Genomic DNA, 24,772 nt, shown 5'->3' on the forward strand with positions numbered 1-24,772 from the left:
CGCAGCCGACCGAGAAGGGCGGCTGCGGTCGGTTATCCACTCAGCCGAGGTTTCGAGTGATCTCGTCGAGCAGGTCGTCCTGGGCTTGCAGCAAGCCCGTTTGCAGGGCCTTGAGCGCAGTGGTGTAGAGCCCGTCAGTCAGCGGCAAAAGGCTCGGTCGATGTTCTGCGTCCTGGGCCAGATCGGGCAATACCGCCCTTAACGCTTCGAACACCTCGGGGGCCAGGGGCACCAGGGTTTCTTCGGTGGGTTGAAGGCATTCCTCGAGAAAATCGCTGCCCAGGCTCCAGCGCTCGCTGATCGCCTGGAACCTGGAGGCATGGGCCCGCTTGAGGTAGCTGGCCCAACCGGGTTGCCGCAGCAACCAGGCACGCCGGGCTTGGTCGTCGACCTCAAGCGCGCGCGCGGCGCGCTCGACATTGGCAATGATCGAGTCGGAAATCATCGCCGTGGCTCGATAGAGCATGCCGTGGCTGGGTTCCGGGTAGTCGAGGGATGCCGCGAGTGCTTGACGCAATGCCAGGCGAATTTCGATGTCATCGACGGCTCCGGCCAGCAAGTCGGCATCGTCCAGATCGTCCAGGGGATCAAGGTCCGGCGGGCTGGCAAGCCGATCGATCAGGGCCGCGCGACGGATCAGGCGGCGCGAGCCGATGCGTTGGGCCAGGTCGTTGACCTGCTCGCGGCGGTAGATACGGCGGTATACCTGGGCAAGGCCGGCGCCTTCATCCTGTCCGGCAAGCGCGGCATCGCGCACCATCACTTCGATCTCCAGGGCGCTGAAGGCATCGGCACCGGCATCGCCGCAAGTGATCGGAAATTCGTCTGCTACCTCCAGCAGACGTTCACGCAGGGTCGGATCGGCGGCCGCTTCCTGCAGCATCGTCCAGACCCGCCTGGCCAGCCCGTCCGGATTCTGTTGCGCTTCAGCCGAGTGGCTTACCCGATCGAGCACGAGCAACAGGTCACGGTTGCCATCGGCATCGAACAGCTCACTCCAGAGGTGCTCGCTGCCCGGCGGCGCATAGGCTTGCCATATCACTGGCTGGGCCTGCGCAGGTGCCTCGGGCTCATGTTCGAATACTGAGACGCCGATTTCTCCCAGGCGGCGAGAGGCTTCCGGTTCGAGGCCGTTGTAGTTGAAGTGCCATTCCACAAAGTGTGGTTGCGCTTGTACGCCGAGCGCCAAGGGGGTCACTACGAGCGTGTCCAGATCAGGCACCGTGGTAATCCGGTTTCCGTCCAGGTCCAGGAAACGCAGCTGGAAGTTGCGCTGGCTCATCAAGGTGGTGAGCCCTCGTGGCCATTCGGTGATACCGGTGTAATCCAACCTCAGGCGCCGAAGCAGACCCATGAAACCGATATCTGGCGCAACGCCCAAGCGGTTGTGACCCAGGTCCAGAAACGTCAGGTGCGGCATGTCCTGGAATCTCGAGGCCATCTGCGCGTCGAGCGTGATGTTGTTGCTGCGTAGGTCGAGGAATTCCAAGGGAGTGCGAGCGAGCAACCGCAGGTCTGCGTCGGTAAGGCTCAGCTGGCAGGCGCGCATTTGCAGCGAACGCAGGTCGCTCATCGCTGCCAGGGTCGTGTGCGCTTCGGCGGACAGGGCCTGGATCGGCACATTGATGAGATGGACTTCGCGCAGCTGCGGTCGCGAACGCAAGGCGAGAAACAGCGATTCGGTATCCAGATCGTGGTTGCCTGCCACCTCGATGGCATTCAGGCCAGGGAAAGCGTGCAGGAACCCGGGATCGAGTCGCCGCAGTTGGAGATTGCGCAATCTCAGGTGGGTGATATGCGGGAAACGCGCCGTGATAGCCGGCAGTTCGGGCAATTCCAGGTTCTCCAGCCTGAGCGTATTGCGCAATTCGCCGTCCTGCTGGCGCCAGGCACTTAGGAACACATCCCGCGCGGCTTCACGATCATGCTGGGTCATCAGGTCGGGTGCCTGTCGAACCCAGGTGTCCAGTTGGCTCGTCAGTGCCCAGTGCTCGGATTCCAGCCGACCGATCTGCTCGCCGAGGTCGCCTTCACGCTGCAGGCGATTACGTAGATTGCGCCGGGCCCATCCGGAAAGCTCCGGGTAGAGTTCCTGCAGGCGCTGATCGACGGTGCGTGCGCGTGCGCGTGTTCCTCTGCCGCTCAGTGGATAGCCAATACGGCCATCGCTCAGGCGCAGGGGCGAGCGAAAACCAGGCTGTATCGGTTGCTGGCCGATCAACCGGGCGGCATTGACGCGGTCCTTCGCCGCGATCTCGAACAGTGCCTTGTCATTGTCCTGTGGATGTTCGACGCGCAGCCCTTCCAGAAGGCGCACAGTATCGCTGGTGGCCAGGTCGGGATAAAGGATACCGATGATCGCTCGATCAAGCCTCTGACGCGCCTGCATCAACCGCGCTTCACAAAGGATGCGCAATGGAACGCGCCCATTGGCACTGATCATCTGCGCACGTTCCGCGTTATTGGCGTGGCTCGCCAGCTCTTCCAGCACCGACCGCGACAGGCCTGGGAACTGGCGGGCCAGGCACTGCTCGGCCAGGCCCAGCGGTTCTGCATGGCCCTGGTAGATCTGCTCGAATATCGCCTGGCGTTGCCCATGCAAACGATCTGCCAGGGCATCCTGCAACGCTTGTACGCGTGACCCCAAGGACGTTGTCGGGCCAAGCAGTCGATCGATATCCTCGGCTTCCATCTGACTGAGGACAGCCGTTGCCAGCTCGCCTTGTTCGAGCTCGCTTCGGGCAATCTCGATCGCCATGGCAGTCGACTGCGTCGCGGTACCGTAGCGGGTAGCCTCGCCCCAGCGTTCTGCGCCGCTGAACACCTTGAGGACATGGTCTTCGGGCCAACCCGGCAGGTTGGTCAAGGCCGACAAGGCAAAATTCCTGTGGGCGACCAGAGGCTTTCCCTCGCGAACCGCCTCGATGATGCGGTTCGTGCCGTGGTCGGCTTGCAGGCGGGCCAGGGTGTCGGCCAGCAGGGCAGGGGGTGAGCCATTGCGCAGATGGATGCGTTGCAAGACACCTTCCTCGGTACCCGTGGCGGCCAAGGTGGCAAGTAATTCATCGTCGTCCAGGCCATCGGCGAGCGGCCCCATGCGCCGCGCGGCCAGCGCGTCGGTCCACTCCAGCGGCGATTCATGCGCCAGCGACCAGGCGCCAGCTCCATTGTGGAGAAGCCGAGGACGATACGCGGCGTCGTTCGTCGGGTGTCGAACATACCAGTGGCCATCGCTGTCCTGGTACTGCTCGTACAGCTTGCCGTCCAGACGAATATGATCCTTGCCCTCGAAGTGGTATTGGCCGAGATCATTAGGCTCCAGCGCGGGGGGCAGCACGCGGGTGCTCCGATAGCCCGACAGGTCGGGATACCAGAGCAACTCCTCGTCATCCAGCCAGATACGCTCCATGGTGTCGATGAAACCGTTGGTCTTCAGGACGACACCTGCACCGATCAGCACGCCCGTGCTGGCCACGGCGACTAGTAGCGACTCCACCTGCGCGATCGCTTCGACCGCGTCGCCGTCCTGCCAGGAGGCATAGGCGTGAAAGACATTGCCCAGTAGCTGATACCCCGAGGCCGCCAGCGCCACCACGTTGAGCGCCGGTACGAACATCGCCGCCACATTGAGGACGTCCAGGCCCAGCTCGAGCCAGTGCTGCAGCCTGCGTTCACGCACCGTGGCGTCGACCTCGGCGGTCGGTACCACGATCGCTCGCGCGTCTTCCTTCAAGCGCTCGACATGCGCCTCGAACAGGACCGACCAGGGCTGGGCGGGCATCGTCGACTCGTCGAATTTCATCGCAGGCTTGGCGCGGGGTGCCAGCACGGTTCCTCCGGCGTGCTCTCTCTCTTCGAACAAGGCCTCGAGCAAGCGACGAGAGAACGTGGGTTGGTCCTTCTGGCTGACGAACCGCAGGAAGCTTTTGCGAAACGATGTTTTGATCAGACGGCGAGTCAGGTCGCGGGCAAAACCTTGCGGATGGGGATATTCCCTGACCGGGCGCTCTTCGTCACCTGGGACGTAGACGATGCAGGGGTTCTGTTGATCCGTCTCGTCGGTACGGATCAAGAGCACGTCATGGATCACTATCCCGAACATGGTCAGCGCGCCGCACACCATGGGGCGGCCCGCGTAGTCGGGCGCCCGATCGCCGTCGCAAAGCCGCAACAGGGCCTGGCAACCCGGTTGGCTGAGCAGGCCGCGCATCAAAGCGATCAACGTCTGTACCCTTAGCTCATCGCGCCAGGCACGCAGGGAGGCGGCCTTGAGCGCGGGCTGGGTTTCATCGTTGTCATAGACCTCGCGCAGGTGCTGCTGGTAACGCTGACCAAGATCCAATTGGCGGCATACGCTGACGAAGCGATGCAGGGACAGGCCTTCCAGCGCGGTGGTGTCCGTCCGGCTGCGCTCCAGGCCGCTGAGTTCGCCGGCCTGCTCCAGTCCTTCGAAATTATGCAGGGCGGCTTCCAGCAGGCTGCGCCTCTGCGGATCGCCGACCGGCCGCACTTGTACGGATGGATATTGGATGCCTGGGGCAAGCGGCAGATCCATCGGGGGTGGCTCCACCAGAGTGTTGATGTATTCGAATGGCTGGTACCGGTATTGCGCCTGGGTGACCGCGATGCCGTCACCCAGCTGCTGTTGCAGAAGCGGCTCGCAGAAATCGTTGATTCCTTGCAGAGCTTCGAGGGCAGCGGCCAATTGTGTACGGCTGTCCGCCTGCGACTTCATCGCTGCATCGAGGGCGGTCCGCAGCTCGATGCTGGCAAGACCGTACCAGGACGCAGGATTGCCGGTCTCGTCCAAGTGCGGCTTGCGAACGTGGCGCATGACCTGCGCGGCCTGCGTCGGGTTTAGTTGCTTGGACCAGGCAGGCAGGGTGCGAACGATCTGTGCCTGGTGATAGAGGGACGTCTGCATGGGGTATCTCCGTATTGAAGGAGGGCCCATGTAAAGCGGTCGTGCCTGTCGGAGGGTGATATATAACGGTTACCCATGCATGCAGCCAGTACGCTCGGCGCCGGAAAACAAGCGACGAGTCAAGACCGCGAGATGCCCTCGCGTCTGGTGGTGGCCATCCGACGATCTGCCGCGCGGCACCAGGCTAGTTTCCTGACCCTTACTGGGCGATGCCGAACAGGCCTGTCCAGTAGATGCCTGCATCGCTTTTCGGGTCCACCGCATACGCCGCGCCAAGTTCCCGGAAAGCCGGGTTCATCAAGGTCGCGCAGTGGCCGGGGCTCGCCAGCCAGCCATCGACTACCTTGCGTGGTGTATCGCGACCCGCCGCTATGTTTTCGCCCACCTGCTGATAGAGATAACCCGCGAGTTCCGCCCGATCGCCTGGAGTACGACCGTCGCGGTCGATATGGTCGAAGAAATTCTGGTTGGCCATGGCTCGGGTATGGGTGGCGGCGACACCGGCCAGGGTAGTGTTCCAGCTCAAGGGGGACGCGGCGGCGAACGGCTGCCCACCACATTGTCGGGGCAGGCCACGAGCGGCATTGATTTCCTGAAGCAGTTTCTGGCCTTCTGTCTGCCAGTCGCCCAAGCGACCGCTGAGCAGTGGCCGGGCCAGCACGATACGCCAGTCGCGGCCCTCTTGGCTGACACCGATGTCGACGAACTGCGGGTCCAGCACCACTTGGCAGAAGCTTTCCTCGATCACGTTCATGGCTGCCCGCGCATCACGGGGACCGGACAGGCTGATGGCCTGGACATTGACCATCGGATAGGCGGCTCGGGTCATGGCCTGTTGCAGGTCCCGGGTGCCTTCGGGTGACAGCGCCAGGCGGGTATCGCTGTTCAATGGGGGCAACTCCAAGGATCCGCCGCTGGCACAGCGCTGGGCCTGGCTGCGATAGCTGTTGATCGCCTCGATCAACTGCGCCTCGTCTCCCGTCATGGCCTGGACGCTGGCGCAGAATGCCAGGCCGAGCGGCAGGCCTACCAGGCAGGCAACGAATGGCGGCACGCGCATGAATATCTCCCTATGACTGGCCATGAATGCTCTGCTGGCCCTGCGCTGTCTGCCTGACCGCGCTTCGTGCGCGAAAGCAGGCAAGGGCGACAATCGTTCGTGCAGGGCAAAGGTTGAAGTAGACCACCGGTTGAGTGAAAAGTGCAGCGTTTACCTGACAAGTCACAGCCTGTACCGAAAACCCGGCATGCCCGAGGCTCTTTAATCCTGCAGTCAGGCCCGTCGCGGCAGGGCCTGTGCTTATCGTCCGACTCTGCACGGCTCCCGCTGTTCCGTCGGCGCGCCCATCCAGACGGCCAACGGTCCAGGCTTTCAGCGCACCATACCGGGTGCGCACGACATCGGCCAAGGCTAGCCTGGCAGGCGAGCTTCCATTAGGGCTGCCGAGCTCGGAACATTTCAGTCCCTCAGGAAGCTGTCGTCGAAAGGGTAGTAGGTCAGCACCTCGCAACCTTGCTCGGTGCCCAGGAGCTGACTTTCCAGCTTGATCCCGTCGCGTCCGCCCACTTCACCGACATAGGCCTCGACGCACAGGGCCATGCCAGGCTGGAGTCGAGCTTCGTACCCGCAGGGCTCCAGGTCTTCTGGGTGATGGTTGCTGGGATACTCATCTGCCGGTCAGTCAAGGAAAACTATTCAATTCAAATGCTGGAGATTAGTCTTCGGCTTCTGGAATCTTCTGTGAAGCTGATGGCCTATCGCGGGCAAGCCCGCTCGCCACCGGGGGATGTGTCTTAGCTACACCGCGCACCGGTGGCGAGCGGGCTTGTCCCGCGATAGGCCATCAGCCTTACAAAAACTTCTAGAGCTGCCATACAAGATTCTATGGTGCATGGAATCTGTAGAGGGCTCTCAAGCACTAATGGAATCTCTTGCTCAGGGGTGATCCATGCGAAAGATCGTTTGCAAAATCAACGGATTAAGTGAGTTATTGTTTCGCACAGGCGTGCGCTTCAGCACAATTGCTCGGTAACCCCGTCCAGACTTGGCTCTGTAAAAACTCGAAAAACGGTGTCGATGAAGGGAACAGCAACAATTTTGCAGTTTCTTGCAGGAGATGCCTCGCAAGAAACTCCAAGAGACCTTTCGGTGCATGCAAACTTTCAGAGAAGAAAGGCGATTACAAAAAGCATGGATAAGGCATGTGTTCGCTACGTGAATTTACAGAGCGACTCTATTGAAACTTCCTTCCATTCAAAAAGCAGTCTGTATGGTGGATTCAAGCGAAACCCCTATTTCGGCGAAAAATTAGCAGTCATAAAGCAGAACATGACTGACGCTCGTCAGGTTCTACTGGACCTTCAAGCGGCTACCCAGTGTTTGAGAAAATAGCGGGCTTCAGGGCTAATGCTTTTCAGTCAAGGCCAATGGGGCTGCTTCGCACCCTTTCGCGGGCAAGCCCGCTCCCACAAGAAGTGCGCAGTTCCTGAATTCAGCGCTCAATTTGTGGGAGCGGGCTTGCCCGCGAAGGGGTGCGAAGCAGCCCCATTGCAGACTGTGGGGCTTAACTGACTGACATTAGGCTTCAGGGCTATCTGTGTGCCAAAGAGAGACCATGAACAACAACGACACGACAAGGATTGCCCTCGACAGAGCCCAACTGAGCAGGAATATGATCAGGTGGTCCCACGCTCCTGACTAGCGCTAATCAGGTTGAACGCGATGATTGAAAGTCGAGAGTCATTTTGTGGCGCTCCAGCATGCCAGAAAAAACGTCGGGAGCCGGTAACCTACCCGTGAGGGCAGGTCCCATGCCGACTGTGCAGAACGATCAACCGTCGGACTGCTCCTCTGGTGGTACCTGGCCTTCAGGCCATTCAGGTGCCTGCTCTTCAGGGTTGGGATGGGGAATGGTGTCGCCGGGGCTATGAGGAATCTCGTCCACGTACGGATCAGGCGTCCGATCGCCATCGATTTGCCTTGGGTCTGACATTTTCTACCTCCTAGGGCACAGGTTTGCCTGGCATTGCGTTAGGCTGCCGGGAGGGACGGCCGTTCAGTCGATTTGTTCATCGTTCATTAAAGATTGATGGAGTGAACGCGCGGGCGCACCCTCCAGTCATATGAAGGCTCTCTGCGCCGATGCGAACCGATGATGACCAATACCTTGATCTTTCTGGCCACACTGGCCGCCATGGAAGGCGTCGCCTACCTGGCGCACAAGTACATCATGCATGGCTGGGGCTGGGGTTGGCACCGCTCCCACCACGAGCCGCGCACGGGCTGGTTCGAGAAAAACGACCTGTATGCGGTGGTGTTCGCGGGCCTGGCCATCGTGCTCATCGCCCTGGGCAACGCGGGCTGGCATCCGCTGGAATGGATCGGGGCCGGTATGACCGGCTATGGGCTGTTGTACTTCATCGCCCATGACGGCCTGGTCCATCGCCGCTGGCCGTTCAAGGTAGTGCCCCGCAGCGGCTACCTCAAGCGCTTGTATCAGGCGCACCTCATGCATCACGCGGTCGATGGCAAGGACGGCTGCGTGTCCTTCGGATTTCTCTATGCGCCTTCTATCTCCCGCTTGCGGACACAGCTGCGGGCGCGGCATGCCGGGCCCTTGCGCAAGACGGATCAGGCCGCTGCCACAGCGATCGCGAGCGAGCCGGGCGAGCGCGCCAACGGCGCGTAAGGGTGCGCCACAAGCCCGCCAGCACGGCGGCCAGCTTTTCCGGCTTGCTGGTGGAGATGCGCCCATCCCAGGCATGTTGGCCTGCCTGTTGCACCTTCAGGCCGATCTGCCGATACACGGATGCCGCCGTGGCCACGGCCCAGGCGGAGCGCCAGGGCAGGGCGGCAAGCCCGACTTCGGCGCTGGCGTAGTAAGGTTCGGCATGTTCGACGAGGCGTCCCGCCAGCAACCCGAGGGCGGTCCGGTGCTCATGCTCGGCCAGGTCGCCAGGAGGGATATCGGCCAAGCGCAGCCACTCCTGCGGCAGGTAGCAACGGCCAACCTGGGCGTCTTCGATGATGTCCCGAGCGATGTTGGTCAACTGCATGCCCAGCCCCAGATCGCAGGCGCGATCGAGCGTGGCGGCGTCGCGCACGCCCATCACGCGGCCCATCATCAGGCCCACCACACCGGCGACGTGGTAGCAATACTGCAGGGTGTCCTCCAGGGTCTCGTAGTGCTGGCCGTTGACGTCCATTTCGAAACCCTGCAGCAGGTCGAGCGCTTCGTCGGCCGGAATTCCGTGATCGCTCGCCACCTGGCGAAAGGCTTGAAAGGCAGGCGTGTGCAAGGGCGCGTCGGTGTAGGCGGCGCGGGTCTGCTCGCGTAGGCGTGCCAGGCGCTGCCCGGCCTCCGTCGGGGACAACAGGGTGGCGTCGTGCCCCGACTCCTGGCCGTCGATCACGTCATCGCAGTGACGACACCAGGCATAGAGCATGACCGCGGCACGACGTGTCCGCGGGTCGAACAGGCGCGAAGCCGCGGCAAAGCTTTTCGAACCCTGGGCAATGCTCTGCTCGGCATGGGCGAGCAAGGGTTGGTCGACGTTCGAGCTCATGCGCCAAGATCCTCCAGCATCAACTGGGCCGTCGCCTTGGCCGAGGCGATGACCCCAGGCACCCCGGCGCCGGGGTGGGTGCCGGCGCCTACCAGGTACAGATTGCGCAGCTGCGCATCGCGGTTGTGCGGGCGGAACCAGGCGCTCTGGCGCAGCACAGGCTCCAGGGAAAAGGCCGAGCCATGATGGGCATTGAGGGTGTCGCGGAAGTCCTCGGGCGTGAAGATCCGACAAGTCACCAGGTCATCGCGCAGGCCGGGAATGTAGTGCTTCTCCAGGTAGGCCAGGATCCGATCACGGTAGCGTGGCCCTTCGACCGCCCAGTCGATCGGGGCATTGCCCAGGTGCGGTACGGGCGCCAGGACGTAATGGCTGGAGCAGCCGGGCGGAGCGAGGCTCGGATCGGTGACGCACGGCGTGTGCAGATAAAGCGAGAAATCCTCCGCCAGCGTGGATCCGCCGAAGATTTCGGTGATCAGCTCACGGTAACGCGGCCCGAAGCACACGGTGTGGTGCTGCAGGTGCGGTTGCGCGCGCTCAAGACCGAAGTGGATCACGAACAGCGAATTGCTGAAGCGCTTGCCCTTGAGTCGCCTGCCCTCGTCGCGTCCGCGTGGATGCTTGGCCAGCAGGTCGGCATAGGTGTGGACGACATCGGCGTTGGAGGCCACCGCATCGGCGTCCCATCGCCGTCCATCGCGAGCGATGACTCGTGTCAACCGATCACCCTCGGCTTCGATAGCCGTGACGTCGGCATCGAGCTCGACGGTGCCGCCCAGGTCCTCGAACAACCGCGTCAGCCCTTGCACCAGCGCGCCTGTACCGCCTCTGGGGAACCACACGCCCCATTGGCGCTCCAGGGCATGAATCAGGGTGTAGATGGAGGAGGTGGCAAAGGGATTGCCGCCGACCAGCAGCGAATGGAAGGAAAAGGCCTGGCGCAGCTTGTCGTTGCGGATGAAGCGCGACACCATGCCGTGCACGCTGCGCCAGGCCTGCAGGCGAGCCAGCTGAGGCCCGGCCTGGATCATGTCGCGAAACGACAGGAAGGCTACCGAGCCGAGCTTCACATAACCTTCCTCGAAAACGGCCTTGGAGTACTCCAGAAAACGGCGGTAGCCTGCCACATCGGCAGGCTCGAGGGCGTGGATCTGCCGATCCAGCGCGGCTTGGTCGTTGGCATAGTCGAACTGTGTGCCGTCCTCCCAGCACAGACGATAGAACGGGCTGACCGGCAGCAGCTCGACATAGTCGGACATCGGCTTGCCCGCCAGGGCGAACAGCGCCTCGATAGCCGACGGATCGGTGATCACGGTCGGACCGGCGTCGAAGGTGAACCCCTGGTCGCGATACACATAGGCTCGCCCGCCAGGCTGATCCCGTCGTTCGAGCAAGGTGGTACGCAGGCCGGCCGCCTGGAGGCGGATGGCCAATGCCAGACCACCGAAGCCGGCACCGATGACGATGGCGGATTTGCCTGAGCTCATGAAGGTGTCCCGAAGTGCCGTGGAGAATGCCGCAAGGCGGCGCGAATGGCCTGGCCGACCGGTACTGGCGGCTTGCCCGAAAGAATGCGTGCACGGTCCTGCCAATGACTCTGACCGGCGTAGAAACGCTCGATCAGCGGTGCCGGCAGCGTGTAGAAGCGTTGCATCACCCGCCAGCGGTCCTGCGGCCGACCGGCCAGGAACAGCATGCGGTTGAGCAGGCGGTAGAAACCTTGGCGTTGCCAGTGCGCCTGACCATAGCGCGCCAGCGCGGGGGCCAGCAGATGGGCTTCGAAGGCAGACTGGCGCGCCAGCCAGTCCGCCAGGCGCACGGCTTCGGGCAGGGAATAGCCCGTGGTGCAGTGGAACAGCCCCGCGCGCAGACCGCTCGTGGGCTGGTCGGCGAACGCGACGCTGAACGCGTTGTAGTCGCCTGCCAGAGTGATGGGCAGCACGCCCTGTTCCTCGCGCAGGCAGTCACGGATCGTCCAGCCTTGCTGGCGCGCATACACCGCGATGTTGTCGCGCAACTGCTCATGGCTGGCGCGATGCTCGTCCACATAGTGAGTGTCTTCGATCAGCAGGGTGTCGGCGGAGAAGGGCAGTACATAGGCGAAACGGTAGCCGTCGCCTTGATCGACTCGCGCATCCATGATCACCGGAGCGAGCAAACCATGCGGTCGCTCGAGGCGCAGCACCTGGCCGATGAAGGCTTGCTGTCCCAAGACCATGTGTGCGCTGGGACGCGCGCCACGGCCATCGATCACGGCCTTGGCCTCGAGGACCGTGCCGTCTTCCAGACGCACCTGGGTCGGGCCGAGCGACTCGATGGAATGGCCCAATCGCAGGCTCTCGCCCAGTGCCGGAACCATGACCTCGGCGAACCGCTCGCCGGTGATGCTGGCATAGCCACTGTGCAAGGTCCGCGACAGCTGTGGAAAGTGCACCCGGTAACTGGGCCAGCGATACGTAACCAGGGGTTCGATCCAACGCCGTTGTGCGCTGTCGAGGTCGCCGTCATGGAACGACCAGGTGTGATTGCTGGCCGCGCTGTCTCGGCCGTCGACGCAGATCACGTCCAGCTCCGGGCGGACCTGGCGCAGGCGCCAGGCGATGAGGCTGTTGGCCAGGCCGGCGCCGGCCAGGATCAGGTCATGGGCCATTACAGGCTCCCGCGATGATCGGTTGCCCTTGGCGGACCACCGATTCGATGATGTCCGCCGCGCGCGGCGCGCCTCCGGCCTTGTCGAGCTCGGCGCCCAGCACTTCCAGGCGCGGCGCGGCATTCTTGAGCAAACCGTCCAGCGCTAGGGCGATATCCGCCGCGCCGGCGCGACGCGAGAGACGCACGCCGATGCCGTGGTACTCGACCCGCGCCGCCACGCCTTGTTGATCGAAGGCGATCGGCATTACCAGCATGGGGGTACGCGCCGCGATGGCATCGAGGACGGTGTTCAGGCCGCCATGGGTGACCACCGCGTCGGCCTGGGCCAGGGCCCAGCGCTGCGGCGCGAAGTCCGTGACCCAGGTCGCGCCGCAGCGCTGCAGATGGGCTTCCTGTGCCGGGCCCAGGCTGCCGCAGTGGGCAATCAGCAGTTGTGCTCCCAGGCACCGGCAGGCGCGTGCGATCTGTTCGAACATGCCCAGTCGACCGCCTTGGAGCGTGCCAAGGCTGGCAAAGATGAAAGGCCGCCGCGCATCGATCGGCCAGGGCCCCGGGGACTCGGCGAGCGTTCGGCGCAAAGGGCCTACTCCATGACAATGCGCGGGCAGTGCCTGGCGTGGAAAGTCGAAGGCGGGAACCGTCTGGCTCAATTGCGCCAGGGGCGACAGATACTGGTGCAGGCCTCGCCGCGGCGGAAGCCCCAACTGCCGGGCGCCGTGCTCCAGGACCTTGGCCAGGGGCGTCATGAGCCAGTCATGCACTTGGGTACTGCCCTGGCAGAGGCGCAGGCTGCGTTCATCCTTGCCGTAGGCGAATGGCATGACCGGTAGGGGCAGGCCAGGCTCGCGATTGATCGGTAGCGCGCAGGCTACCGACACGAACGGCAGCCCCAAGGCTTCGGCGACCAGCCCACCGGCTCCTTCCATCTGGTCGCAGAGCATGGCATCGACCCGTTGTTCGGCCAAGACCCGTGGCAGCTCGGCGCAGAACATGGCATTGGTGGCAGCCAGCTGGCGGATCAGCCGCCATAGGCCCCAGGGCGTGCCGGGCGACGCCGCCAGACGCAGCTGTCGGTCGAGACTGCCCGGTGGATGACTGGCCTGGCCCACGACGCGCAAGCCGATGCGCGAATCGCTGATCCAGCGGGCGGTGTCGGCCTGATGAAAGAAGGTCACTTGGTGACCACGGGCCAGCAGCTCTCCGGCGAGCACTTCGAACGCCTGGAAGTGGCTGGGGTAAGCCGGGGCGACCACGGCGAAATGGCTCATGCGAGTAACGGCGCCTCGCGCAGTGCGGCCAGGCTTGCCGACCCCGTACAGAAACAGGCGATGCGCAGCTGGCGAATCAGGATGTCGAAGTGCTCGATCACCGCCTCGGTCGACTGGGTGGCCGCCGGCAGCGCGCTTGCCGCCTGGCCGACCAGGTCGGCACCGAGGTGGATGGCCTTGGCTGCGTCCAGCCCGTTGCGGATGCCGCCCGAAGCGATCAGCGCGACATCCGGCAAAGCCGCGCGGACGTTGCGCACACAGGTCGCCGTCGGAATGCCCCAGTCGGCGAATGCCATGGCGATCTCGCGCTCGGCCGCCGTGCCGGCGCGTTCGGCTTCCACCGCTGCCCAACTCGTGCCTCCGGCGCCAGCCACGTCGATGACCTGCACACCGGCCTCCACCAGGCGACGGGCGACTGTTGCTGACAGGCCTGCACCGACTTCCTTGACGATGATCGGCACCTGCAAGGTCGAAGCGGCGTGAGCGATCCGCTCGAGCACGCCGCGCCACTGGCGGTCGCCACCGGGCTGCACCGCCTCCTGCAAGGGATTGAGATGAATGATCAGGCCGTTTGCCTCCAAGGCGTCTACGGCGCGCCGTGCCAAGTCCATGCCATTGGCCTGGAGCAATTGCGCGGCGCCGAGGTTGGCCAGCAGGGGGATGTCCGGTGCGATGCGTCTGAGATCGCGGGACAGGCCCAGATCGTTGCCGGTTTCCAGGCTGACCCGCTGCGAGCCCACGCCCATGGCGATCCCCAGGGACTGGGCGGCTTCGGCAAGGTGTCGGTTGATGGCAGGTGCCAGGCGAGCGCCGCCGGTCATCGAGCTGATCAATACCGGTGCCTTGAGCGGGACCCCCAATAGCGACGCACTCAGGTCGATGGTGTCCAGGTCGAGCTCGGGAAGCGCGCAGTGCTCGAACCGGATCGCCGCCCAGCCGGCGCGAGCCTGGCCCTGCGCCTTGTCAGGGTCGAGCACGATATCCAGGTGCTCGTCCTTGCGTCGACTCAACTCGCTTTCTTTCATGCTGGCTCCCTTGCCCAGGAATCATTCGGTACGGCGCGTTGTCAGTGATGTTGTACAAAATTGTTTGTCTGTATAGCTTTCGCTGCGCTAAGGCTCAGGCAACGCCGGGGTTGAGACGTTCCACTGAGGTGGCAAAACAATCAGCTACGCTAGAAAAGCGGACAACAGGTTTGCAACGAAACGCGTCCACCAGCGGCCTGAGAGGCCAGAGACAAGCAGAGGGAACGATGGCAGCTCACATGTCCGCAACTATAGACCCAGGTATCGATGAACACCTTGCCAGCCGCCGCGCTGTTTTCGAAAAGCGGCTGGAAGCCTTGCTGCCACCGGCGGGAAACGAACGCGAACTGGTGGTCCTGGCCATGCGCGAAGGTGCTCTGGCGCCAGGCAAGCGCTTGCGTCCGCTGTTGCTGATGCTGGCCACCGAAGGGTTGGGCGGGCCGTTTCAGGCCGCGCTGGACCTGGGTTGCGCGGTGGAGATGGTGCATGCCGCCTCCTTGGTGCTCGATGACATGCCCTGCATGGACAACGCCCAGCTGCGGCGTGGGCGAGCGACCGTACACCTGGCTTTTGGCGAGGATGTGGCAATCCTGACTGCGGTCGCGCTGTTGTCACGTGCCTTCGGTGTCGTGGCCGCCATCGACTCGGTGTCGGCCGAGGTGCGTAACCAGTTGGTGGCCAGCCTGGCCACGGCCATCGGCAATCAAGGCCTGGTGCAAGGCCAGTTCGAGGATCTGCGCCAGGGCAAGGCACCGCGCAACGCAGATGAAATCGCCGTGACCAACAGCTTGAAGACCGGCGCGCTGTTCGCCGCGGTGCTGGACATGGCTTGTCTGATCAGCTCGGCGCGTGGGGAGGTCTGCCACTTGCTCAACCAGTTCGCCGATGAGTTGGGCCAGGCCTTCCAGCTCTATGACGACCTGCGCGACCGCGATCCGGCAAGCGGCAAGGACCAAGGCAAGGACCAGGGCAAGTCGACCCTGGTGTCCCTGTGTGGCGAGGCCAAGGTCTGCGAACGCCTGCAGCGTCACCTGGCCCAGGCCGAGGCGTGCCTGAGCCGCGCCATCGCTCCGGACGACACGCTGGCGCGCTTCGTTCAGGCGATGTTTGCCAAGGCGCTCAAGCGTTAACGATAGGCCAGCCCTGCCAGCGCCTGGCGCAGGCTGCCGATGTCATTGAAGCGCTGCTCGCGGGCCACGCCGTCCGGGCCGAGCTCCAGCCATTGCACCGTGTCCCGGTCGCCTGCATAGCGACTGGCGACGCTGCCATCGCGATCGAGCAGGATGCGGTAGCTGGCCGAGCGCATGGCAGGCACCATCACGGCCTTGGCGATCGTCGGCATCATCTCGATATCGGCGACGAAGGCCACCCCTCGGTCCTCGAGAAAGCCCTTGGGTCGATCCTCGATCGCGCTGTTGACCAGCCGGGCGCTCGAGAAGCTCCGGGCGATGATCAGTACCCGGGTTTTCGCGTCCAGGGTGAACGCTTGGTCGAACTGGTCCTTCAAGGTCCAGGGGCTGGAAGCGGGTGCCGTGCCCTGCGCCCAGAGCGTGGTGCAGAACAGGCTGATCGCCAGGAGGAGCATTGCACGCATGACAGTCACTCGTATCGGGTCGAGGCTGAACGATAGAGGGGTCTGCGGCAAAAGCCAAACGATGACTGCGCGGTACACGGATCAAACTTTTACGCGCTCGTGCTTTCTTCCGTTTAACGCTTGGCGGCTTTGTCCGGGAAGGACAGGCGCGTCGAAGGTCGTTCATGCGAACCGTCGCAGGTTCGCGAATTCATCTCGAGGAGAACACCATGAAACACGATGATCATGCCTACGGCGACAAGACTCCACATCCGGTCAGCTCCGAGCAGGCCCAACGCGGACAGGGTCATCGCCCGCCAGACGAAGTCCTGGAGAATCCGGATCCTGCTACCGAGACCGTGGACAAGGTGATCACCCCCACCTCGATCAAGGAGGAAGAGGCCATGGTGAGCGAGATCGAGCGCCTGAACCGCGAGAACGAGCGCAAGATCGATCGGTGATCGCAGCCCTGATGCTCATTTGAATCTGTAGCACCTCTCCCTCAGGCGTCGCCCAGGCGCCTGACACACCTGTGTCATTGTTGCGTCAGCTGCGCCATGCATGCTTCAGCTGTGCGGTCCCGCGACACCCTCGCATTCGCTCTTCGAGCCCTCTGAATCAACACTTTGCGGCCACGCGCCAGCCTTGGCACAGGCATTGCTCCTGTGCTTGTGCCACGGCATCAGCTCGCGGCCACTAATAAGAACGGAGATCCCTTGATGAATCGAACTGGCCTGCATTGCCGGGGCGTGCCGACGCCGCCATCTGCCCTGATGAGAACCACGCGCATGGCAGCGCTGGCCTTGGGCATCATCTGCCTGGCGCCAGCCTTCGCCGCACAGGTGGATGGCAAGCGCATCATTGCCGCCGATGAAGAACCGGGAAACTGGATGAGTCATGGGCGCACCTACGATGAGCAGCGCTTCAGTCCTCTGACCAAGATCAACGACGCCAACGTCAATCAGCTCGGTCTGGCCTGGAGCTACAAGCTCGACCTCGACCGGGGCGTGGAGGCCACGCCCATCGTGGTGGACGGCGTGATGTACACCACAGGGCCGTTCTCGGTGGTCTACGCGCTGGATGCTCGCAACGGCAAGCTGCTGTGGAAATACGATCCGCAATCGGATCGCCAGCGCGCCGGCGAAGCCTGCTGCGACGCGGTCAACCGGGGCGTGGCGGTGTGGCAGGACAAGGTGTACGTGGGTGTGCTCGACGGACGCCTCGAGGCCATCGATGCCAAGACCGGCAAGCGCGCATGGTCGGTGGACACTCGCAGCGACAAGGCGCGCAGCTACACCATTACCGGCGCGCCGCGGGTGGTCAACGGCAAGGTCATCATCGGCAACGGCGGCGCCGAGTTCGGCGTGCGGGGATATGTCACCGCCTATGACGCAGAGACCGGCAAGCAGGCCTGGCGTTTCTTCACCGTGCCGGGCGATCCGAAGCTGCCGCCGGAAGACAAGGCGATGGAGATCGCCAGCAAGACCTGGTTCGGTGACACGTTCGTCGAGCAGGGCGGAGGTGGCACGGCCTGGGACTCGTTCGCCTACGACCCGGAGCTCAACCTGCTGTACATCGGCGTGGGCAACGGCTCGACCTGGGACCCGAAATGGCGTAGCCAGGCCAAGGGCGACAACCTGTTCCTGTCGTCCATCGTCGCGATCAACGCCGACACCGGCGAATACGCCTGGCACTACCAGACCACGCCTGGCGATGCCTGGGACTTCACGGCCACGCAACACATGATCCTGGCCGAGCTGCCGATCGACGGCAAGCAGCGCAAGGTGTTGATGCAGGCGCCGAAGAATGGCTTCTTCTACGTCCTCGATCGGGCCACTGGCGAGTTGCTCTCGGCGAAGAACATCGTGCCGGTGAACTGGGCCAAGGGCATCGACATGAAGACCGGTCGGCCAATCGTCGACGACGAAGCCGCGGCCTACTGGAAAGACGGCAAGCGCAAGCTGGTCACGCCGGCGTTCTGGGGTGCCCACGACTGGCACCCGATGTCCTATAACCCGAAGACCGGCCTGGTCTACATTCCCGCGCACATCATGTCGGCGTACTACGAGCACGTGCCTACCGCACCGGCGCGCAACCCGTTCAAGAGCGTGTACCAGCTCGGCCTCAAGACCGGCATGATGCCCGAGGGGCCCGATGGCCTGCTGGAAATGGCCAAGACCTGGTCGGGCAAGCTGATCGCCTGGGACCCGGTCAAGCAAGCGCCGGCCTGGGAAGTGCCATACATCACCATCTTCAACGGCGGCACCTTGAGCACCGCGGGCAACCTGGTGTTCGAGGGCAGCGCCGATGGTCGGGTCATCGCCTATGCCGCCGACAGCGGCAAGAAGCTTTGGGAGTCTCCCGCGGCAAGCGGCGTGATGGCGGCGCCGGAGACTTATTCGGTCGATGGCGAGCAGTACGTGACCTTCATGGCCGGTTGGGGGGGCGCCTTCTCGACCTTTGCCGGGGCATTGTCCCTGCGCGCCGGCGTGCAGCCGTTTTCCCAGGTGCTGACCTACAAGCTGGGCGGTACCGCGGCGCTACGCGAGCCGGCACCACCGACCGACGCACCCGAGCCACCGGCCTTGACCGCCGATGAGCAGACCGTGGCCGCAGGCGGTGCGCTGTATGACGGCAACTGCTCGCAATGCCACGGTATCCATGCGGTGAGCGGCGGGGTCCTGCCCGATCTGCGCAAGCTGACGGCGGACAAGCACCAGATGTTCCTCGGCATTCTCTATGGCGGTCGTGTTCCCGACGGCATGCCGTCGTTCGCCGATGCGCTCAAGCCGGAGCAGGTCGAGCAGGTCCACCAGTACCTGATCAAGCGTGCTCATGACCTCAAGCGCGAAGGCGATGCCTGGCAGCAGTTCAGTGCCCGCCCGGTCGCTACCGGTGCCGATCGACCGCTGGCCGACAACCAAACCCATCAGGAGTGATACAGCCATGCATGAAGCGATCTACCAGAACTATATCGATAACGCCTTCGTCGGCAGCGAACAGTTGATCGAGGTCTACAACCCGGCGAACGCCCAGTTGCTGGGGCGCATACCGGAGGCGTCCGGCGCCCAGGTCGAGCAGGCCATTGCCGCGGCGCGCAAGGCCCAGAAAGGCTGGGCGGCCAAGCCCGCCATCGAGCGCGCGGGCTACCTGCGCCAGATCGCCAACAAGGTGCGGGCCAACGCCGAGCGCCTGGCGCGGGTCATCACGCTTGAACAAGGCAAGGTCCCGGGGCTGGCCATGGTCGAGGTCAACTTCACCGCCGATTACCTGGACTACATGGCCGAGTGGGCGCGTCGCCTGGAAGGCGAAGTGCTCACCAGCGACCGCGTCAACGAACATATCTTCCTGCAGCGCAAGCCATTGGGCGTGGTCGCCGGGATCCTGCCGTGGAATTTCCCGTTCTTCCTGATCGCCCGCAAGATGGCGCCCGCCTTGCTGACAGGCAACACCATCGTGCTCAAACCGAGCGAAGAAACGCCGATCAACTGCTTCGAGTTCGCCAGGCTGGTGGCCGAAACCGATCTGCCCACCGGCGTGTTCAACGTGGTCAGCGGCAAGGGCGCGACGGTGGGCCACGGCCTTACCAGCCACGCCGGGGTGGACCTGGTGAGCTTTACCGGTAGCGTGGCGACCGGCGCGCGGATCATGGCGGCGGCGGCGCCGAACATCACCAAGCTGAACCTGGAGCTGGGTGGCAAGGCGCCGGCGATCGTTCTCGCCGATGCCGACCTGGATCTGGCGGTCAAGGCCATTGCGGCCTCGCGGGTCATCAACACCGGGCAGGTGTGCAATTGCGCCGAGCGTGTGTACGTGGAGCGTCGGGTCGCCGATGCGTTCATCGACAAGATCGCCCAGACCATGGCCGCGACGCGCTATGGGGATCCGATGAAGCAGGATGACTTGGACATGGGGCCATTGGTCAACCAGGCAAGCCTGGACAAGGTGGCGCAGATGGTGCGCACGGCGGTCGGGCAGGGCGGGCAGGTGATTACCGGTGGCAACGTGGCGGATCTGGGCGCGGGGTTCCATTACCAACCGACGGTGTTGGCCGGTTGCAGCGCGGACATGGAGATCATGCGCAAGGAAATCTTCGGGCCGGTGCTGCCGATCCAGGTGGTCGAGGATCTTGACCAGGCGATTGCGTTGGCCAATGACAGCGAGTACGGGCTGACCTCATCGATCTATACCCGCGACCTGAACGCGGCCTTGAAGGCCTGCCGCGAGATCGACTTTGGCGAGACCTACATCAACCGCGAGAACTTCGAGGCGATGCAGGGGTATCACGCAGGGACGCGCAAGTCCGGGATCGGTGGGGCGGATGGCAAGCATGGGCTGTATGAGTACACGCATACGCATGTGGTGTACATCCAAGGATAGGTATCGGAGGCTTGATAGGGCAGCGGGCGTTCTGTATAGGCCGCCTGGATGCCTGTTGTTACCTCTGCTATTCGTTGACTGGTTCCTTGCGTTTCCAGGCGAGTCCTTCGGACTCGGTCGCGGGGCAAGCCCGCTCACCACCGGTTTTGTACAGGTCCCAAAAACGGCACCGGATTCAAAATGCGCACCAGACTCTTGCGCAGATTCGATACTGCATTTTCAAGGCCTGCACAAAACCGGTGGCGAGCGGGCTTGCCCCGCGACCGAGTCCGAAGGACTCGCCTGGCAATGAAGATTGAAAATCACCTCGATAGCAGTGGAACCCTCTATCCACCATCCCAAAGCCCCTTAGCCTGGCCTTTGCCAAATCCGCACACTGCGTACTCCTCATCCAATCTGAACGCTCGCAAGCCCCCTCCGGTCGTACCTTGAAGATGCAGACAACTGCGCGCCAATACCACCGTGAGGCTTTTATGAGCGAGATCTATCAGGATGAAGCATGTCAGGCAGTCACCCTGACGCTGAATGGCACGCCAAGGCAGCTCAAGGTACAACCTTGGGTCACGCTGCTCGACCTGTTGCGCGACCAGTTGGACCTGGTCGGCACCAAGAAAGGTTGCGACCACGGCCAGTGCGGCGCCTGCACGGTGTTGCGCAACGGCAAGCGGGTCAATGCATGCCTGACGCTGGCGATCATGTGCGACGGCGACGATCTGACCACCATCGAGGGCCTGGCCGACGGCGATCGACTGCATCCGATGCAGCAGGCATTCATCACCCATGACGCCTTCCAGTGCGGCTACTGCACCCCTGGGCAGATCTGCTCGGCCGTGGGAATGGTACAAGAGGGCCGGGCCTGCACACGCGAGGAAATCAAGGAAGGCATGAGCGGCAACCTCTGCCGCTGCGGCGCCTACGGCAATATCATCGCTGCCGTCGAAGAGGCCATCCCGCTCATGCAGACTGCGCAGACCGACGCGGGAGGGCCGCGCTGATGACACCTTTCACCTATTGCAAGCCCAGCTCCATTAGTGAAGCCGTCGGCCTGATGGGACCTACCAGCCAACTCATCGCCGGCGGTACCAACCTGCTGGACCTGATGAAGGAAAATATCGCCCGTCCAGAGCAGCTCGTCGACATCACCGGGCTGCCGCTCACAGGGGTCGAGGAAACCGCCGACGGCGGATTGATGATCGGGGCTCTGGTCAGCAATGCCGACCTGGCCTGGCATCCGCTGGTCGAGCAACGTTTCCCCTTGCTTTCCCAGGCCATCCTGGCGGGCGCCTCTCCACAGCTGCGCAACATGGCGAGCACAGGTGGCAATCTGCTGCAGCGCACGCGCTGCTACTACTTCTATGACACGGGCACCCCGTGCAACAAGCGTGAACCTGGCAGCGGCTGTCCGGCTCGCGCAGGCCTCAATCGCATTCACGCGATCCTGGGCGCAAGCGATGCCTGTGTCGCCGTGCATCCTTCGGACATGTGCGTGGCTTTGGCCGCTCTGGAAGCCGTGGTGCATGTACAGGGACGCTCAGGTAAACGGCATATCGCCTTCGCCGATTTCCATCGATTGCCCGGCGACACGCCAGAGCGCGACAACACGCTGGCCGACGACGAGCTGATCATTGCCATCGAGCTTCCTCGGCCACGCTTCGAACAACATAGCCACTACCTGAAAATCCGCGATCGAGCCTCCTACGCCTTTGCCCTGATATCGGTGGCCGCGGCGCTGGAGCTGGACGGCGAGCGCATCGTCGAGGCGCGCCTGGCGCTGGGGGGTGTCGCGCACAAGCCCTGGCGAGACACAAGCGTGGAGGGACTGCTGAAGGGTCAACCGCCGACCACGCAGACCTTCGAGCAAGCGGCCGACGCGCTGCTGAGCAATGCCCAGCCGCTGCTCCACAACGGTTTCAAGGTCAAGCTCGCCAGACGTGCCATCGTTCGTGCACTGACCGTAGCCGCCGCAGGAGGACAAGCCTGATGAATGCATTCGAAAAAGCCTCCGGCAAGCCCATGGACCGCGTCGACGGCGCCGCCAAGGTCACCGGCCAGGCCCGTTACGCGGGCGAATATCCCCAAGAAGGCCTGCTGTACGGCAGCGTGGTGTCGAGCACCATTGCCCGTGGGCGCGTGCGCGCCATCGACTGCGAGGCCGCCCTGCAGGTGCCTGGCGTTGTCCTTGTGCTGAGCCATCTCAATCGTCCACATCTGGCCAGCTATGACGACAGCTACAGCGATGACGACGCGGCCGAAGGCTCGCCGTTCCGTCCGCTGTACAACGATCGCGTCCTCTACAGCGGCCAGCCGTTGGCGCTCGTGGTGGCCGACAGCCTGGAGCTGGCGCGCCACGCGGGCTCGCTGGTGCGCATCGAGTATGAAGAGGAGGAGCATCGGACCGACCTGTTCGCAGCCCTGGAGGAAGCTCACGATGCGCCCGCCGAGCTGCCCAAGCCACGGGGTGATTTCCAGGCAGCTTTCAGCACTGCCGCGGCCAAGGTAGAGGTGTCCTACAGCTCGCCCGTGGAGCATCACAACCCGATGGAGCCGCATGCCTCGACCGTGATCTACAAGGCCGATGGCAGCCTGGAAATCCATGACAAGACTCAAGGCACGCAGAACTGCCAGGAGTACCTGCACAATGTCTTCGACCTGCCCAAGGAAAAGATCCGCATCCGCGCCGCGTTCGTCGGCGGGGCCTTCGGCTCCGGGTTGCGGCCGCAGTACCAGCTGCCGCTCGCCGTCATGGCGGCGCTCAAGCTCAAGCGCTCGGTCCGCGTGACGTTGACCCGGCAGCAGATGTTCACCTTCGGCTATCGCCCGCGAACCTTGCAGCACCTGAAAATGGGCGTCGATGACCAGGGCCGTTTGCAGGCCATCAGTCACGAAGCCATCGGCCAGACCTCGCGTTTCGAGGACTTCACCGAGCACGTGGTCGAGTGGAGCGGCATGCTCTACCAGTGCGACAATGTCGCCCTGGCCTATCGCCTGGTGCCGCTGGACGTCTACACCCCGCTGGACATGCGTGCCCCTGGCGCCGCGCTGGGCCTGATCGGCCTGGAGTGCGCCATGGATGAGCTCGCCCAGGCCGCCAGGTTGGATCCGCTGGAGCTGCGTCGACTCAATTTCGCCAGCGAGAATGGCAACGAAGGCAAGCCCTACTCGAGCAAGGCCTTGATGGAATGCTATGACCAGGGCAGCGAGCGTTTCGGCTGGAGCCAGCGCAACCCGGTCCCGCGCAGCATGCATCGTGGTCGACAGCAGATCGGTTGGGGCATGGCGGGGGGCGTGTGGGAAGCCATGCAGATGAAGGCCAGCGCCAAGGCTGTGCTGGACGTGCATGGCCACTTGACGGTCAGCAGCGCCACCACCGACATCGGTACCGGTACCTACACCGTGATGACCCAGATCGCCGCGGATGCGGCCTGCATGGCGCCCAGCGAGGTGACCTTCCAACTGGGCGACTCCTCGTTGCCGACAGCGCCCCTGCAAGGTGGCTCGTTCACCGTGTCCTCGGTCGGCTCGGCGGTGCGCCAGGCCTGTCTGGTGCTGCGGGGCAAGCTGCTGCTGGCCGCGCGCGAGCAGTTTCCGGAGTTGGCGGGCGAGCAACTAGATAGCGCATCGATCGGCGAGGGTTTCCTGCACCTGGGCGAGCGGCGCTTCCCCCTTGCGCAGATCCTCGCTGGCCAGCCCGATGGCGCCTTGCAAGCCCAGGTCGATACCGAACCCGGTTCACAGCGCAGCGGCTATTCGACCGCTACCCACTCGGCGGTCTTCGTCGAGGTGCTGGTGGACGAGGACCTGGGTACTATCAAGGTCAGCCGGGTAGTCAGTGCCGTGGCGGCCGGCAAAGTCATCAATCCCAAGACCGCCCGAAGCCAGATCCTTGGCGGGGTGGTTTGGGGCCTTAGCATGGCCTTGCACGAAGACAGCCTGCTGGATCATCCGCTAGGCCGCTTCATGAATCACAACCTGTCCGAATACCACATCCCGGTGAATGCCGACATCAACGACATCGAGGTGATCTTCGTCGAAGAACCGGACGATATCGTCAATGAACTGGGGTCCAAGGGTGTCGGCGAGATCGGTATTGTCGGCGTCGCTGCCGCGGTGGCCAATGCCGTGCATCACGCCACCGGCAAGCGGATCAGGGATTTCCCGCTGACGGTGGACAAGGTGCTGGAGTGATCAGGGCGTAGGCGGATTTGGGTCAGGGCCGGACGGGGCAGCATTGCTAGGCGCGGCCCCGTCATGGCTCGTCAAGGACGGTGCAGGGTCAAGATCTGGAGCAGAAAGCCAGGCTTGGGCCTAATGCCAGTCAGTCAAGGGAAGTCGTCGATTCAAATGCTGACGCTCAGCCTTTAGCTCCTGGGATCTTCAGTGAGAC

Annotated in this window: 18 protein-coding genes; 8 read left to right on the top strand and 10 right to left on the bottom strand. The window is 63.5% G+C overall.

Annotation, left to right across the window (positions count from 1 at the left end; genetic code table 11):
- Positions 1 to 40: 40 nt before the first annotated feature.
- The 4 genes from G7009_RS20400 to G7009_RS20415 form a co-directional block, all read right to left on the bottom strand.
- A complete protein-coding gene (locus tag G7009_RS20400; protein ID WP_181131905.1) occupies positions 41 to 4,924 on the bottom strand; it encodes an NEL-type E3 ubiquitin ligase domain-containing protein in 4,884 nt (1,627 codons plus the stop codon).
- Positions 4,925 to 5,123: 199 nt separating this feature from the next.
- On the bottom strand, positions 5,124 to 5,984 hold the full coding sequence (locus G7009_RS20405) for a CAP domain-containing protein (RefSeq protein ID WP_181131906.1): 861 nt from the start codon (positions 5,982 to 5,984) through the stop codon (positions 5,124 to 5,126).
- A gap of 399 nt (positions 5,985 to 6,383) precedes the next feature.
- Positions 6,384 to 6,524 carry a hypothetical protein gene (locus tag G7009_RS20410; protein WP_258198002.1) on the bottom strand — a complete coding sequence of 47 codons (141 nt, stop codon included), beginning with the start codon at positions 6,522 to 6,524 and terminating at the stop codon, positions 6,384 to 6,386.
- A 1,231-nt stretch (positions 6,525 to 7,755) separates the two neighbouring features.
- On the bottom strand, positions 7,756 to 7,917 hold the full coding sequence (locus tag G7009_RS20415; RefSeq protein ID WP_181131907.1) for a hypothetical protein: 162 nt from the start codon (positions 7,915 to 7,917) through the stop codon (positions 7,756 to 7,758).
- Between the two features lie 159 nt (positions 7,918 to 8,076).
- Between G7009_RS20415 and G7009_RS20420 the strand changes: the two genes are divergently transcribed.
- Positions 8,077 to 8,613: a sterol desaturase family protein gene (locus tag G7009_RS20420; protein ID WP_181131908.1), complete on the top strand. Its 537-nt coding sequence runs from the start codon at positions 8,077 to 8,079 to the stop codon at positions 8,611 to 8,613.
- Here the strand turns inward: G7009_RS20420 and G7009_RS20425 are convergent.
- From G7009_RS20425 to fni, 5 genes are read right to left on the bottom strand one after another with little or no spacing between them, the layout of a single operon-like run.
- On the bottom strand, positions 8,495 to 9,490 hold the full coding sequence (locus tag G7009_RS20425; protein WP_181131909.1) for a phytoene/squalene synthase family protein: 996 nt from the start codon (positions 9,488 to 9,490) through the stop codon (positions 8,495 to 8,497). The genes G7009_RS20420 and G7009_RS20425 overlap by 119 nt on opposite strands.
- Positions 9,487 to 10,977, bottom strand: a complete 1,491-nt coding sequence (locus tag G7009_RS20430; RefSeq protein WP_181131910.1) for a phytoene desaturase — start codon at positions 10,975 to 10,977, stop codon at positions 9,487 to 9,489. Before G7009_RS20430 ends, G7009_RS20425 begins: the two co-directional genes overlap by 4 nt.
- The gene (gene crtY / locus G7009_RS20435) at positions 10,974 to 12,140 is read right to left on the bottom strand and encodes a lycopene beta-cyclase CrtY (protein WP_181131911.1); all 1,167 of its coding nucleotides are present in this window, start codon (positions 12,138 to 12,140) and stop codon (positions 10,974 to 10,976) included. Before crtY ends, G7009_RS20430 begins: the two co-directional genes overlap by 4 nt.
- Positions 12,130 to 13,410: a glycosyltransferase gene (locus tag G7009_RS20440; protein ID WP_181131912.1), complete on the bottom strand. Its 1,281-nt coding sequence runs from the start codon at positions 13,408 to 13,410 to the stop codon at positions 12,130 to 12,132. Before G7009_RS20440 ends, crtY begins: the two co-directional genes overlap by 11 nt.
- Positions 13,407 to 14,435 carry a type 2 isopentenyl-diphosphate Delta-isomerase gene (gene fni / locus G7009_RS20445; protein WP_181131913.1) on the bottom strand — a complete coding sequence of 343 codons (1,029 nt, stop codon included), beginning with the start codon at positions 14,433 to 14,435 and terminating at the stop codon, positions 13,407 to 13,409. Before fni ends, G7009_RS20440 begins: the two co-directional genes overlap by 4 nt.
- Positions 14,436 to 14,674: 239 nt before the next feature.
- Between fni and G7009_RS20450 the strand changes: the two genes are divergently transcribed.
- Entirely contained in the window at positions 14,675 to 15,565 is an 891-nt protein-coding gene (locus tag G7009_RS20450) for a polyprenyl synthetase family protein (protein ID WP_258198003.1), read from the top strand.
- On the opposite strand, the gene G7009_RS20455 is transcribed toward G7009_RS20450, so the two are convergent.
- Positions 15,562 to 16,029 (bottom strand): hypothetical protein, encoded by a 468-nt coding sequence (locus tag G7009_RS20455; protein WP_181131915.1) that lies wholly within the window; start codon positions 16,027 to 16,029, stop codon positions 15,562 to 15,564. The genes G7009_RS20450 and G7009_RS20455 overlap by 4 nt on opposite strands.
- A 209-nt stretch (positions 16,030 to 16,238) precedes the next feature.
- Between G7009_RS20455 and G7009_RS20460 the strand changes: the two genes are divergently transcribed.
- From G7009_RS20460 to G7009_RS20485, 6 genes are all read left to right on the top strand, one after another.
- Positions 16,239 to 16,469, top strand: coding sequence for a hypothetical protein (locus G7009_RS20460; protein ID WP_181131916.1), 231 nt, complete (start codon positions 16,239 to 16,241; stop codon positions 16,467 to 16,469).
- A gap of 258 nt (positions 16,470 to 16,727) precedes the next feature.
- Positions 16,728 to 18,947: a PQQ-dependent dehydrogenase, methanol/ethanol family gene (locus G7009_RS20465; RefSeq protein ID WP_181131917.1), complete on the top strand. Its 2,220-nt coding sequence runs from the start codon at positions 16,728 to 16,730 to the stop codon at positions 18,945 to 18,947.
- A 7-nt stretch (positions 18,948 to 18,954) separates the two neighbouring features.
- The gene (aldA, locus tag G7009_RS20470) at positions 18,955 to 20,388 is read left to right on the top strand and encodes an aldehyde dehydrogenase (RefSeq protein WP_181131918.1); all 1,434 of its coding nucleotides are present in this window, start codon (positions 18,955 to 18,957) and stop codon (positions 20,386 to 20,388) included.
- A 473-nt stretch (positions 20,389 to 20,861) separates the two neighbouring features.
- Positions 20,862 to 21,383 (top strand): (2Fe-2S)-binding protein, encoded by a 522-nt coding sequence (locus G7009_RS20475; RefSeq protein ID WP_181131919.1) that lies wholly within the window; start codon positions 20,862 to 20,864, stop codon positions 21,381 to 21,383.
- Positions 21,383 to 22,369: an FAD binding domain-containing protein gene (locus tag G7009_RS20480; protein WP_181131920.1), complete on the top strand. Its 987-nt coding sequence runs from the start codon at positions 21,383 to 21,385 to the stop codon at positions 22,367 to 22,369. Before G7009_RS20475 ends, G7009_RS20480 begins: the two co-directional genes overlap by 1 nt.
- A complete protein-coding gene (locus G7009_RS20485; RefSeq protein ID WP_181131921.1) occupies positions 22,369 to 24,573 on the top strand; it encodes a xanthine dehydrogenase family protein molybdopterin-binding subunit in 2,205 nt (734 codons plus the stop codon). Before G7009_RS20480 ends, G7009_RS20485 begins: the two co-directional genes overlap by 1 nt.
- Positions 24,574 to 24,772: the final 199 nt, after the last annotated feature.

This window comes from Pseudomonas capeferrum, from assembly GCF_013523055.1.
Taxonomy (GTDB): Bacteria; Pseudomonadota; Gammaproteobacteria; order Pseudomonadales; family Pseudomonadaceae; genus Aquipseudomonas; species Aquipseudomonas capeferrum_A.